The organism is Ruegeria sp. YKSD179 (assembly GCF_059612885.1).
The window spans coordinates 17,515-29,712 of sequence record NZ_JBXWRL010000015.1; the positions used below are offsets into that span (position 1 = coordinate 17,515).

The window sequence follows — 12,198 nt, forward strand, 5'->3', positions numbered from 1 at the left end:
GGCCGTGCCTATCCTGTGCGCGGCTTTTTCTTTGGAGTCCAATTTCACTAACACTGACGCAAATCAAAAAGGGTTCCTGCCACTGACACCAACTACAATTAGCTTGCAGGTCTTGCAGGCTGGTCAGTCCAAGGCTAGGTCCAATGGCACCACACCCGGAGGCCTTATGACCCAAACACCAGAAGAGATCAGCATTAATCTGCTGGATGCAGCCCGTAAAGCCGGAGCCGAAGCCGCGGATGCGATTGTTATTGATGGGTCTTCCGTTTCAGTCGATGTGCGCGAAGGTGCGTTGGAACATGCTGAGCGTTCGGAAGGCACAGATTTGGGATTGAGGGTTTTTCTGGGTAACCGACAAGCCATTGTATCCAGTTCTGATAGCCGTCCAGAAACAATTGCTGCGATGGCAGAACGTGCTGTGGCTATGGCCCGCGAAGCCCCCGAGGATCCGTTTTCCGGCTTGGCAGACCCTTCACAGCTGACTTCAAATTGGGATTTGAACGCTCTGGAGCTGTTTGATCCAACTCCTGAACCCAGCGCGGAATCTCTGTTGAAGGACGCATTGGCAGCCGAAGCCGCTGCTCGCGCAGTTTCAGGAGTGACACAAGTATCAGACGCCGCTGCGGCTTATGGGACGCACCGCGTTCATCTGGCCGCTACAAACGGGTTCTCCGGTGGTTACATGCGCAGCAGTCGCTCGACCTCCTGTGTTGCTATCTCGGGCGAGGGCACGGGGATGGAGCGGGACTATGACGGTGACAGTCGAAGCTTCCAATCAGACCTGCGCGATCCTGCCGAAATCGGTCGCACCGCTGGTCAACGGGCTGTCGAAAGAACCGGCGCGCGAAAACCCGAAACGGGTTGCTTTCCAGTTTTATTCGATGAACGCATTTCATCTTCACTAATCGGACATCTTTTGGCTGCCTGCAATGGTGCCGCGATTGCGCGTGGGGCATCATGGTTGAAAGACTGTTTGGGACAACAGGTCCTGCCAGAACATCTGTCGCTGGTCGAAGACCCCCACCGCCCACGCATTTCCGGCTCGCGCCCGTTCGACGCTGAAGGATTGCCAACCCAACAGCGGGCCATCGTTGAGAATGGCATTTTAACGGGCTGGACACTTGATCTGTCCAGCGCACGCAAACTGGGCATGGACTCAACGGGAAACGCAGCACGCGGTGTATCCGGACCTCCATCGCCCAGCAACTGGAACCTGAATCTGACACAGGGAACCCAGAGCCGATCGGATTTGATGAGAGACATGGAAACCGGTCTTTTGGTGACCTCCATGATTGGATCGACGATCAACCCTAATACAGGCGATTACTCCCGCGGTGCGTCTGGTTTTTGGGTCGAAAACGGGGAAATTAGTCACCCAATCAACGAATGTACCATTGCTGGTAATCTTCGGGAAATGCTAATGCGCATCATTCCGGCCAACGATGCACGATGCTACCTGTCGCGGGTTGTGCCTTCTATTCTGATCGAAGGGATGACTCTTGCCGGCAACTGATTTGTCCTTGCTGATTGAAGCGGCGTATGAAGCAGGAAAAATCGCTACGCGATATACCGGACCTCGCGCGAAGCGCTGGGATAAGCCCGGAGGTGCGGGGCCAGTGACCGAGGCAGATCTTGCGGTGAATGAGATGCTGAAACGCGATCTGTCATCAAATCGGCCCGACTATGGCTGGTTAAGTGAAGAGACTGAGGATTCGTCCGATAGACTGAACCGCGAAAAGGTATTTATCATCGATCCAATCGACGGCACGCGAAACTTCGTCGAAGGTTCCCGAACCTGGGCGCATTCCATTGCCGTGGCCGAGCACGGCGAAGTCACCGCTGCCGTTATTTATCTGCCAATGCGCAATCTGATTTATGCTGCAGCCAAAGGTCAAGGCGCTACCCTGAATGGGGAACCGATACAGACCTCGGACCCAGGCATTATGCATGAAGCAGAAATTCTGGCCGCGAAACCCAATCTAGATCCACGCCACTGGCAATCCGGAAACGTTCCGGTATTCGTCAAAGCGTACCGCCCTTCGCTTGCCTATCGCATGGCACTGGTCGCTCAGGGCAGGTTTGACGGGATGTTGACCCTTCGTCCAAGTTGGGAGTGGGATATTGCAGCCGGAGACCTTATTCTACGCGAAGCAGGTGGCCTTTGCACCGACCGGCTTGGCCAAGACCTGCGCTTCAACAACGCCCATCCCCGCCTAAACGGAGTAGTCGCGGCGGGACCTAACCTGCATGGTCAGATTTTCATCCATCTTGACCCAAGGGGACCGGGATTGCCGGGATGAGCAAACCGCGCTCTCTCAGCCTTGCGGCCTATCGTGTCCTGTCCTGGGGTGTGCCAACTAAAACTGCAGGGACCCAAACACCTCGACCCGATGGTGAATTGTTGTGGGTTCACGTGAACGATCCCGGCAGGATTCGCGTTGTCGATGATTTTTGTCGCAGGTTATTGTTGCTGCGGCCGGAGTTATCTTTGTTACTGACAGCTCCATCCGGCGTCGACGTGTCCACTTGGGAAGATTGTATAGCTTCGCCGATTAATTTACCCACGGATCAGACTGGGGCTGCTCGTGCCTTTTTGGACCATTGGCGTCCTGATATGGGCATCTGGATCGGTGGCGGCGTGACGCCCAATATCGTTACCCAGGCCAATGAACGTGAAGTCCCACTCATCCTTGTCGAGGCGAGCGTGGACGTGAAAGTCGCGCCGGGTGGGCGCTGGTTACCGGATATCAGTCGATATACTCTCAACTGCTTTTCAAAAATTTTGGCGACTTCCGAAAAAACTGCACGGCAAATTCGCCGGCTAGGTATTCAAAACAGCAAGATCGCTGTCTCACCACCCCTTCGGATCAACCCGAACCCACGACCATGGCCTGAAGACGAGTTAATCGAAACCAACCACGCATTGGCGGGTCGCCCAGTTTGGCTGGCAGCTTGGGTTCAAGACAATGAATTCATCTCCGTTCTCACTGCGCACCGTCAGGCAATGCGAATGCTCCCGCGTTTGGCGTTGGTTCTTCATGTCGCCGACGGGTCCGAAATGGTCCAGCTTACGGACAGACTATCATCTATGGACCTGCGTTGCGCCAATTGGGATGATGGACAATTGATCGAAGACAGCACGCAAGTCATCCTGTTTTCGGACCCCGAAGACCTTGGCTTGTGGCATCGGATATCGTCGTTGACCTTTATGGCAAACTCGCTTGAGCGGGGCATGGGAGGACATGATCCGTTGATCTCGGTCGCTCTGGGATCCACTGTCATCCACGGGCCCCATGTGGAAAGACATCAGGATGCTTATGACAGGTTGGACAAGGCTGGCGCAGCTTTGAAGATCGCGTCTGCCTCTGAGCTGGGTGACGGTATCGTCGCGTTAATGGCACCGGATCGTGCGGCGGAAATGGCGCTGGCCGGTTGGGCGGTTGTAACGGAGGGGGCGCCACAGGTCGACCAGTTGACAGAATTCGTTCAAAATGAACTGGACTCGCAGAGAACCCAAGATGCGCGCACCTAATTTTTGGAATACCAGCCCCGACAAGCTTGACGTGCGCGCCCGTCTTCTAGCCCCAATTGGGCGAGTTTATGCTGCAGCAACAGCGCGCCGGATTGCGTCTGAGCAAGGGCTAACCCCAGGCGTTCCAGTAATCTGCATTGGCAACTTGCATGCTGGCGGGACAGGCAAGACACCGACTGCGATCTGGGTACTGGAACAATTACGCGATGCCTGGCACAACCCCCATGTTGTCACCCGCGGCTACGGCGGTTCATTGAAAGGTCCCGTTCAAGTCGATCCAGCTCGTCACAGCGTCGCTGAGGTCGGCGACGAGCCGCTGTTGCTTGCGTCCTTTGCCGACGTTTGGGTCGCCAAAGACCGTGCTGCCGGCGCTCGTGCAGCCGCAGAATCCGGTGCTTCGGTCATCGTATTGGACGACGGTTTTCAAAACCCATCTGTGAAAAAGGATTTCTCGATCATTGTGGTCGACGCCGAACGTGGTTTCGGTAACGGGCTGTGCCTTCCCGCCGGACCTTTGAGAGAACCCGTGAGTGTCGGGCTTAAAAGAGCGGACCTCTTACTGTCGTTGGGCGGGGCAAATGCTCAGGATAAGTTTTCTGCTCAATGGGACGCTAAAGTGAAAGTTCCACGCGCTACCGGACAGTTGACTCCGTTGCAAACCGGCATGGATTGGGCCGATACTCCTGTTCTTGCCTTTGCAGGTATCGGATATCCCGAGAAATTCTTTCAGACCTTGCGCCAGCAAGGTGCGCAGTTGTTACGAGCCGAAGCGCTTGATGACCATCAACTTCTAACTCCGGCCTTGATGGGGCGGCTGGAGAATGACGCTCGAGAAATCGGCGCGCAATTAGTGACAACTGAAAAAGATGCGGTACGCCTGCCCGCCGCTTTTCGCAGTAAAGTCGTAACGCTTCCTGTCCGGCTACAGGTAGACGAAGCCGAACAGGTTAAGGAAATGTTGCTGGGTGTTGCACCGCCGCCGTAACGATGTCTTAGGTCGGGTGGCGACCCTTAGGTAAGGGCAGCCACTTTTGAACTCAGCTGCCCAGTTCGCTTTCGATCAGCTTTTTGAATTCTTCGTAGGATTGGTTGTCAACTTTTTTGCCGTTGACGATGAATGACGGCGTTGCCCGAATGTCATCACGCTCAGCGTTTTCCTGATACCATGCAACCAACGTTTGAGCGCGCGTACCGTCTTGCAAACAAGCGTCAAGTTGCTTGTTGTCGATTCCAGCTAGGCGGCCAATTTTGCGAAGCTCATCCACGATTTCGGTCGGTCCACCTGCGCGCGTCCATTCCGACTGCCCTTCGTAAATCAAGTCTGTGATGCCAAAGAATTTTTCAGGCCCGGCACAGCGCGCTACCATCGAGGCCCACAAACCATAGCGGTCGAAGTAAACCTCACGATAAGTGAACTTGACCTTTCCGGTGTCAATAAAATCCTTCTTGAGCTTCTTGTACGCCCCTTGGTGGAAATTCGCGCAGTGCGGACAGGTATAGGACGCATATTCGATTATCTCGACGGGCGCGTCAGCGGCCCCCTGAACCATTTCGACAATAGTCGAAGTATCCAGATCAGCCTCTTGTGCTTCAGCACTGCCAATTAACGTGGGCGCTGGTGTCGAATTCGGCAAAGTTAACCAATAGCCGCCCGCGGCTACGGCTACGACCGCACAGATTACAGTTGCAATACGGCTCATTCTAAGCCCTTTCTTAGTGTTTCTGTTTGGATAAAACGTTCCGGCCAAGACGTTCAAGGGCCGCGCGTAAATCCACATCATTTACGTCACGCGACACTTTATCAGCCTCAGCTGCGATTTCAGGTGCGATTTCAGGATTTTCCTGTTTCGGTTTGTGGTCGAAGCTGGCCTGCCCATCTGCGAATCCCGTCGGAGCGGTCTGGGTAATTCGGATATTGGTTATTGCACTAAACCCATAGACCGCATTCACGCGTTCTCGAATTTGTTCCTTTTGCATATCCAGTATCGGGCCCTGAGGTCCGGTCGTAAGCACGGTCAGAGTAGCCCCAAAATTGCCATTGCCATACCCTACTTTCACCGGTCGGGCGATCGCGGCAATGTCTTGGCCCACAATTTCAGCCCAATGGGTAAGCAAACGCGAAACGGCAAACCCGCGGCTCTCGCCAGCGCGCCGAATTTGATCGTTCAGCAAGGTTGCGGTGCGCTTGAACCCGCGGGTAGAAGAACGTCTGCTTTGCATCTGGTTTCCAACTTTTCCGCGCCTATTGTAATGGGTGATGGCCACGGCGCCAGCGAAACTCGACAGGAAGATAGATAAAACTTGCGTGACCCCGCTGAATCAGACGTTAGTACCGCTTTGCTGAGGTGGTACGACTACCATGCCAGAGCCATGCCATGGCGTGTTGCGCCAATGGATCGTGTCGCAGGATGTGTACCCGACCCTTACCGGGTCTGGCTATCCGAAGTCATGCTACAACAGACAACCGTTGCCGCCGTTCGCGAATATTTCGTCCGCTTTACAACGCGCTGGCCAGACGTAAAGGCTCTGGCGGCTGCTCCCGACGATCAGGTCATGGCTGAATGGGCCGGTTTGGGTTACTACGCCCGCGCCCGCAACTTGTTAAAATGCGCACGGGTAATAGCAACTGTCTACGACGGGAAATTTCCAAGCAGCTATGAAGCCTTGACGAAACTACCGGGCATAGGCCCGTACACCGCTGCAGCGATTGCCGCGATAGCATTTGATCGGCCTGAAACCGTAATGGATGGCAACGTTGAGCGCGTTATGGCCAGGCTGTTTGACATTCATGACCCTTTACCAGGTTCAAAGCCCAAACTGAAGAAAAGGGCTGCCGAGCTTACACCGGATGAACGTCCGGGTGATTATGCCCAGGCCGTCATGGATTTGGGCGCCACCATTTGCTCACCTAAGTCGCCAGCTTGTGGCGTTTGCCCAGTTCGAACATGGTGCCGTGCCCAGTCTGCTGGCTCACAATTCGAGTTGCCCAAAAAGTCCCCTAAAAAACCAAAACCGACCCGGCACGGCCACCTGTACATTGCACGGCGAAACGATGGTGCATTGCTTTTGGAACGCAGGCCGGAAAAAGGTTTGCTCGGTGGCATGCTGGGATGGCCTGGATCAGACTGGTCCGAAACCCCTGTGCCTGCGCCACCCTTTCCGGCAGATTGGACCGAGTTGAGGGGCGAGGTCCGCCACACTTTCACGCACTTTCATTTGATACTGCGCATTTGGACCGCAAACTTACCTGACGGAACCATTCCAGAAGGTTTGATCATTCTGGACAAACACAATTTTCGCCCGAATGATCTTCCTACCGTGATGCGCAAAGCCCATTCCCTTTGGCGCGGGCAATAGGTCACTGCGAATTAATTGGGGCGAACTAGACTGCCCACTCCAGGTACGGAGCACTAGGATGATCGAGCCAAACAAATTGTCACGCTGGCGAACTGCATTGCCTTTCTGGGCCTCGTTCCTTCTGATTCCTGTCATCTGGATTTCGGCAATTGCTGGGGGATGGTGGATTCTTTTGGTTCCACTGTCCACTTGGTGGGCCTATGCCGTGCTGGATCATTTTGTTGGCCTGAATCTGGATAACGCTATCCCTGAAACACCTGATGGTCAGCTACGCTGGTACATCCTTTTAACCAACGCCTGGGCACCTGTTCAATTCATCACTCTGTACGGGCTAATCTGGTATGTGAGCGGGTCGCAAACACTGTCATCGCTGGAAAAGATCGGTGTGTTTTTCGGCATGGGCGTGATTTCAGGCACAATTGGGATCAATTACAGCCACGAGTTGATGCATCAATCGGACAAGCTTGAACGATGGCTGGCGGATATTCTGCTCGCCATGGTACTCTATTCTCATTTCCGGTCCGAGCACCTTTTGGTTCATCATCGCTATGTTGGAACTCCACACGACCCAGTAACTGCGCGTTACAACGAAGGGTTTCACCGCTTTTACCCTCGTGTCTTGAGGCAAAGCCTTGTTTCCGCGTTCCGAGCCGAGCAACAAAAACTGGCCCGGAAAGATTTGCCTTGGACCGACAAGACTAATCCATTCTGGCGATACTGGATTCTGCAGGGCAGCATGCTTTTGTTGGCGCTTGCTGTCGGTGGCTGGGCCGGACTAGGCCTGTTTCTGGTCCAGGCTGGCACTGCAATCTGGCAACTGGAATTGGTTAACTACGTCGAACATTACGGGTTAACTCGTAAATATTTGGGCGACGGAAAGTACGAACATGTACGCCCGCGGCATTCCTGGAATTCTTCCCAAAAAGCCTCAAACTGGCTACTGATCAATCTTCAGCGCCATTCTGACCACCACTACAAGCCGAACCGCAGATTTCCTTTGTTGCAACACCATTCACAGGACGCAGCACCGCAGCTCCCTTACGGTTATCCCGTCATGACAGTCGCTGCTATGATCCCACCACTTTGGAGACGTGTCATGAACCCCAGGGTACAAGCCTGGAGGCAACAATATTACCCTGAGATCACGAACTGGCGCCCTTACAACAATGCTCAAAACCCGGCACCTAGGACTTAGGTCAAGCCCGTTTCACCCAGATGGATTGTCAGCGGATCGTAAAACCCAGATATCCATCGGCAGGCTAACGCCACGGACTGTTTGTTGATTCAAGGCGACAAAACCAGACATTGTTTGTTGTGTACTGGGAGTTTCCTTAGATGATTGCAATCTAACCGCGTCGCTTATGACGACACGGGCGCTGTACTCGCGCGTCATCGCCTCCAGCTTGGCTGCAACATTGACCGCATCGCCAATTACAGCAAATTCCAAACGGTTTGCGCCAATATCGCCCAATACTACGGAGCCATAGTGGACACCAATTCCAACGGCAATTTCAGGCTCCCCGGCGCGGACGCGCTCCAGGTTCCAGCGATCAATGACCCCTACCATAGCTTTTGCACAGGCCAGAGCGTTACTGGCATCCAAAGGCGTTGGAACCGGCGTCCCGAAAGTCGCCATTAAACCATCCCCCAAATATTTGTCCAACGTACCGTGGTGACGAAAAACCTCGGTCTCCATTCTTGCGTGAAATCCGCGCAGAACTTCGATCACGTCGTAAGGATCGCGACCAGCCGCAAAGTTTGTGAACCCGACGATATCGATGAACAATACAGCGACGTTTTCTTTCCGAACCTGCTTTAGCGGTTCGTCATTCTGACTCAGCGCATCAACCACGTTGGGTGAAAAATATCGGGAAAGGTTGGCCCGTTCGCGTTCCAGACCGGCATTGCTCATCAATAGCCGATTGAGACGTTGCATCGAAACGCCCAGCGTCACGGCCACCATCACAAAGACTATGACCTGTTGAACCCGCTGCGGCACCATAAAGCTGTTGGGGTCAAGCATCTCTGCCACGTCAGGATATCCTTGCAAAGCTTCGGCCACTCGCTCGCTGATTCCAGGAATTGGCGACGCAACCCACCAGGCAATGACCCAGCCAATCGTCCACATTCCTGCAGTCCAGGTTCCGATGGCCACTACCGTTCGCCAGGAATAAGCCAGCGTTCCAGCCGCCAAGATGATAAAGAAGTACTGGAAATTGTCGAACCTGTACTGCATGGCCAAGGGCCGAACATCATCGCTGAACGGGTTGGGAACGATCATGGCCGTTGTCATGATCAGAAGGTCCAGAAAGATCAACAGCAACTCTGTTCTTGATTGTCCAACTCGACCAGCGCGGCGGATCAACCATCCATTCGCGCAAATCAACAGAAGAATGAAGTGATACCACAACACTTCCCAATGCGGGTTTAGAAAGATCAGCAAAACACCGGTCAGACCCATTGCAATCCATCTGGCCCGCACCGCCAGTTCCAGCCCTTCCTGCTTATGCCGTTCCAGCGCGGCCTCGGTATATTTGTTGTCCAGATCAAACTTGTCTGGCTGGGTAAGAAATATCCTATCGATACGGGATTGGCGGGCGCTTATGTCGGTCATTGCCTTAATCTCCCATACGGGCTTTCAGTTTCTACACTATGCAACCACCACTGGCGCAAAAACAAAAGACCCCGCCGTAGCCGGCGGGGCAAGGCTTAGTGCCATGTGTCAGGCCACAGGCACCGGCGGTATTGGTGAAATCAGTTGTGCATCTCAGCTCGGATTTGTTGGCGCAACACATCGATCGGCACAGTTTTGCCATCTCGCTTGAAACACCAATAAGTCCAGCCGTTGCAGGAAGGCGCATTTTCCAGATGCGCGCCCACCTGATGGATCGAACCCTTTACGTTGTCGCCAACAAGCGTGCCGTCGGCCCTGACCTTGGCCTTGTGGCGCTGGTTCATGGAATAAAGCTCTTCGCCCGGGCGAAGCATGCCGCGTTCGACCAGTTGACCAAAGGGTACACGTGGCTCAGCACGTTTGCTGGCGCTGACTTCAAGCGCTTCTCGGTCAAATTTGCGAACCTTGGCGATGCGCTTTTCCGCAACCTTACGATAACTTTCTTCCCGCTCGATCCCGATAAACTCGCGGCCCAGCATCTTGGCGACTGCTCCGGTCGTTCCAGTTCCAAAAAACGGGTCCAGGACAACATCTCCCGGGTTTGTCGAACCGATCAAAACACGGTGCAACAAAGATTCGGGCTTTTGCGTTGGGTGCGCCTTGTCACCATTTTCATCCTTAAGCCGCTCATGCCCAGTACAGATTGGCAACACCCAATCACTACGCATTTGCACACCTTCGTTAAGTGCTTTTAGCGCATCGTAGTTGAACGTGTACTTGGCTCCCTCGCGCTTGGAAGCCCAGATCATGGTTTCATGGGCGTTAGTAAACCGCTTGCCTCGAAAATTGGGCATAGGATTCGATTTGCGCCACACGACATCGTTTAATATCCAGTACCCCGCGTCTTGAAGGGCCGCACCGACACGGAAAATATTGTGATATGATCCGATCACCCAGATCGCGCCGTCGGGTTTGAGTAGTCGATGAGCAGCCTTCAGCCATTCTCGCGTGAATTGATCGTAAACGGCAAAGCTCGAAAATTGGTCCCAATGATCGTCAACCGCATCCACCTGGCTGTTGTCTGGTCTATGCAACTGACCTTTGAGTTGCAGGTTATAGGGCGGGTCCGCAAATATCAGGTCAATCGATGCTGCGGGCAGACTGTTCATCGCTTCGATGCAGTCGCCGGATAGAATCGAGTTTAAAGGGAGCGCGGATGCGCCCTTTGTCTTGGTCGTTGTCATTTCACTGCCTCAGTTCCACGGCGCTTTTGCGCTCATTTGGTTGAGACAAGGATGAGTCAAAGTCGATTCGCCGTCAATTTCTTTTTTGAATCAGAGACTTACAATTTACTCTTGATACAATATATTGTGGACCGGCTTGAAAGAAACTCTATGATGTGGGGTCGCACCAAGATTTCGCAGCGCTTCGCGATGCTGTTTTGTCGGATAACCCGCGTTCGCCTCCCATCCATAACCCGGATGCTGTTGCGCCAAATCCACCATCAGCTTGTCACGCCAGTTCTTTGCGACAATTGAAGCGGCCGCAATCGAGAGTGATTGCGCATCCCCTTTAACCACCGCCTGAGACGGAACGCGAATGTCACGCGGAATCATGTTTCCGTCGATCAGCAGAAAATCTGGCGTCGGGGTCAACGCTTTCACAGCACGCACCATCGCAAGATGTGACGCTTGCAAGATGTTCAACTCATCAATCTCGGTCACAGATGCCTCGGCTATGGAAATTTGGGCACGGTTGTGAAGCTCTGCGTCCAATGCGGCCCGACGCTTGGCAGTCAGCTTCTTTGAATCATTCAAACCTTCGGGGATGTCCACCGGATTCAAAATTACGGCCGCAGCTACAACCGGGCCGGCCAAAGGGCCCCGACCTACTTCATCAACACCAGCGATCCTGACACGCCCACCCGCCAGTAGTGCTTGTTCCAGCTCGTAATTCGGTTTCATCATCCACCTAGGCAAATCGCGTTTTAACAAAACCTGCAAGGCGAAAGAGGGGATGACAACAGCCACCCCCTCCCGACGCGACGCTTCTGCGGTGTCGCTCCTGCTCGATATTCGCAATCAATAAACGACGCGATAACCGTATTGGCGCAAGCAGGCGGGTTCGTAGGCTCGTTTTACCTTTTTCCCGTTCCAGAAGCCAACCTCGCATTGGCTCGGCAATTTTTTTGCATGCTTGTAGTATTTGCTCAGGCAATTTGGCCCCAGCAAAGGCCGGGAATTCGAATAATTGTCATACGTGCGTAAGCAGCGCCGAGGTAGGTCGTATCGCGCCACACGATCCGGTAATGGGCGTACACTTGGATATCTTCTACTGGGCTTATTGTATTTAAGACGCGGGGCGCGGGTTATCGCTTGTTTGCGTTCCCGCCGTTCCTGCTTGGAATAATGGTGCAAGGCTGCTCCTACGATGGCAATGGCTGCTAATCCACCCAAAATATCCTTGGCGTCGGCAGCCCGTGCCTTGGAGGCTGAGATGCCCGTGACGATGACGGCTGTAGCGACGATCAGAGCGATGAATTTACGATGCATGGTGCATGTCCTTTCGGATGTTCCAGTGACCCGCAACGGGCCGTGTAAATGATGCTCTGACTCTGTGGCCGGCCCCTTTGGACACACAATAACAGCTGATTGATATCGGATAGCGGTAGCTAAAAGTCATTGAGGATATTGAA

12 protein-coding genes are annotated in these 12,198 nt (G+C 53.8%); 6 read left to right on the forward strand and 6 right to left on the reverse strand.

Features of this window, described 5'->3' with window-relative positions:
• The first annotated feature begins 166 nt into the window (after positions 1–166).
• The 4 genes from AC2FNE_RS10185 to lpxK are packed head-to-tail and all read left to right on the forward strand — an operon-like array spanning position 167 to position 4,517.
• Complete coding sequence (locus AC2FNE_RS10185) at positions 167–1,513, forward strand: TldD/PmbA family protein (protein ID WP_170603210.1); 1,347 nt, start codon at positions 167–169, stop codon at positions 1,511–1,513.
• On the forward strand, positions 1,500–2,300 hold the full coding sequence (locus tag AC2FNE_RS10190) for an inositol monophosphatase family protein (RefSeq protein ID WP_170603208.1): 801 nt from the start codon (positions 1,500–1,502) through the stop codon (positions 2,298–2,300). Before AC2FNE_RS10185 ends, AC2FNE_RS10190 begins: the two co-directional genes overlap by 14 nt.
• Positions 2,297–3,532 carry a 3-deoxy-D-manno-octulosonic acid transferase gene (locus AC2FNE_RS10195; protein WP_170479266.1) on the forward strand — a complete coding sequence of 412 codons (1,236 nt, stop codon included), beginning with the start codon at positions 2,297–2,299 and terminating at the stop codon, positions 3,530–3,532. Before AC2FNE_RS10190 ends, AC2FNE_RS10195 begins: the two co-directional genes overlap by 4 nt.
• Positions 3,519–4,517, forward strand: coding sequence for a tetraacyldisaccharide 4'-kinase (gene lpxK, locus AC2FNE_RS10200; protein ID WP_170603206.1), 999 nt, complete (start codon positions 3,519–3,521; stop codon positions 4,515–4,517). The genes AC2FNE_RS10195 and lpxK overlap by 14 nt, the downstream gene beginning before the upstream one ends.
• A 52-nt stretch (positions 4,518–4,569) precedes the next feature.
• On the opposite strand, the gene AC2FNE_RS10205 is transcribed toward lpxK, so the two are convergent.
• Positions 4,570–5,232 carry a DsbA family protein gene (locus AC2FNE_RS10205; protein WP_170479270.1) on the reverse strand — a complete coding sequence of 221 codons (663 nt, stop codon included), beginning with the start codon at positions 5,230–5,232 and terminating at the stop codon, positions 4,570–4,572.
• A gap of 13 nt (positions 5,233–5,245) precedes the next feature.
• Positions 5,246–5,752, reverse strand: coding sequence for a DUF721 domain-containing protein (locus AC2FNE_RS10210; RefSeq protein ID WP_170603202.1), 507 nt, complete (start codon positions 5,750–5,752; stop codon positions 5,246–5,248).
• A gap of 81 nt (positions 5,753–5,833) precedes the next feature.
• Between AC2FNE_RS10210 and mutY the strand changes: the two genes are divergently transcribed.
• Positions 5,834–6,889 (forward strand): A/G-specific adenine glycosylase, encoded by a 1,056-nt coding sequence (gene mutY, locus AC2FNE_RS10215; protein WP_170603200.1) that lies wholly within the window; start codon positions 5,834–5,836, stop codon positions 6,887–6,889.
• A gap of 58 nt (positions 6,890–6,947) precedes the next feature.
• Positions 6,948–8,084: an alkane 1-monooxygenase gene (locus AC2FNE_RS10220; protein WP_170603198.1), complete on the forward strand. Its 1,137-nt coding sequence runs from the start codon at positions 6,948–6,950 to the stop codon at positions 8,082–8,084.
• A gap of 12 nt (positions 8,085–8,096) precedes the next feature.
• On the opposite strand, the gene AC2FNE_RS10225 is transcribed toward AC2FNE_RS10220, so the two are convergent.
• The 4 genes from AC2FNE_RS10225 to AC2FNE_RS10240 form a co-directional block, all read right to left on the reverse strand.
• On the reverse strand, positions 8,097–9,503 hold the full coding sequence (locus tag AC2FNE_RS10225; RefSeq protein ID WP_170603196.1) for an adenylate/guanylate cyclase domain-containing protein: 1,407 nt from the start codon (positions 9,501–9,503) through the stop codon (positions 8,097–8,099).
• Positions 9,504–9,643: 140 nt separating this feature from the next.
• Positions 9,644–10,747 carry a site-specific DNA-methyltransferase gene (locus tag AC2FNE_RS10230; protein WP_496805311.1) on the reverse strand — a complete coding sequence of 368 codons (1,104 nt, stop codon included), beginning with the start codon at positions 10,745–10,747 and terminating at the stop codon, positions 9,644–9,646.
• A 105-nt stretch (positions 10,748–10,852) separates the two neighbouring features.
• Positions 10,853–11,584, reverse strand: coding sequence for a ribonuclease HII (gene rnhB, locus AC2FNE_RS10235; RefSeq protein WP_174823092.1), 732 nt, complete (start codon positions 11,582–11,584; stop codon positions 10,853–10,855).
• On the reverse strand, positions 11,585–12,055 hold the full coding sequence (locus AC2FNE_RS10240) for a hypothetical protein (protein ID WP_496805312.1): 471 nt from the start codon (positions 12,053–12,055) through the stop codon (positions 11,585–11,587). It lies immediately after the preceding gene.
• Positions 12,056–12,198: the final 143 nt, after the last annotated feature.

Excerpts from the sequence above, each read along its gene's own strand:
- AC2FNE_RS10240 (WP_496805312.1), bottom strand. The coding sequence starts at position 12,055 with ATGCATCGTAAATTCATCGCTCTGATCGTCGCTACAGCCGTCATCGTC.
- AC2FNE_RS10220 (WP_170603198.1), top strand. The coding sequence starts at position 6,948 with ATGATCGAGCCAAACAAATTGTCACGCTGGCGAACTGCATTGCCTTTC.
- AC2FNE_RS10205 (WP_170479270.1), bottom strand. The coding sequence starts at position 5,232 with ATGAGCCGTATTGCAACTGTAATCTGTGCGGTCGTAGCCGTAGCCGCG.
- lpxK (WP_170603206.1), top strand. The coding sequence starts at position 3,519 with ATGCGCGCACCTAATTTTTGGAATACCAGCCCCGACAAGCTTGACGTG.
- AC2FNE_RS10195 (WP_170479266.1), top strand. The coding sequence starts at position 2,297 with ATGAGCAAACCGCGCTCTCTCAGCCTTGCGGCCTATCGTGTCCTGTCC.
- AC2FNE_RS10210 (WP_170603202.1), bottom strand. The coding sequence starts at position 5,752 with ATGCAAAGCAGACGTTCTTCTACCCGCGGGTTCAAGCGCACCGCAACC.
- AC2FNE_RS10185 (WP_170603210.1), top strand. The coding sequence starts at position 167 with ATGACCCAAACACCAGAAGAGATCAGCATTAATCTGCTGGATGCAGCC.
- AC2FNE_RS10230 (WP_496805311.1), bottom strand. The coding sequence starts at position 10,747 with ATGACAACGACCAAGACAAAGGGCGCATCCGCGCTCCCTTTAAACTCG.
- AC2FNE_RS10225 (WP_170603196.1), bottom strand. The coding sequence starts at position 9,503 with ATGACCGACATAAGCGCCCGCCAATCCCGTATCGATAGGATATTTCTT.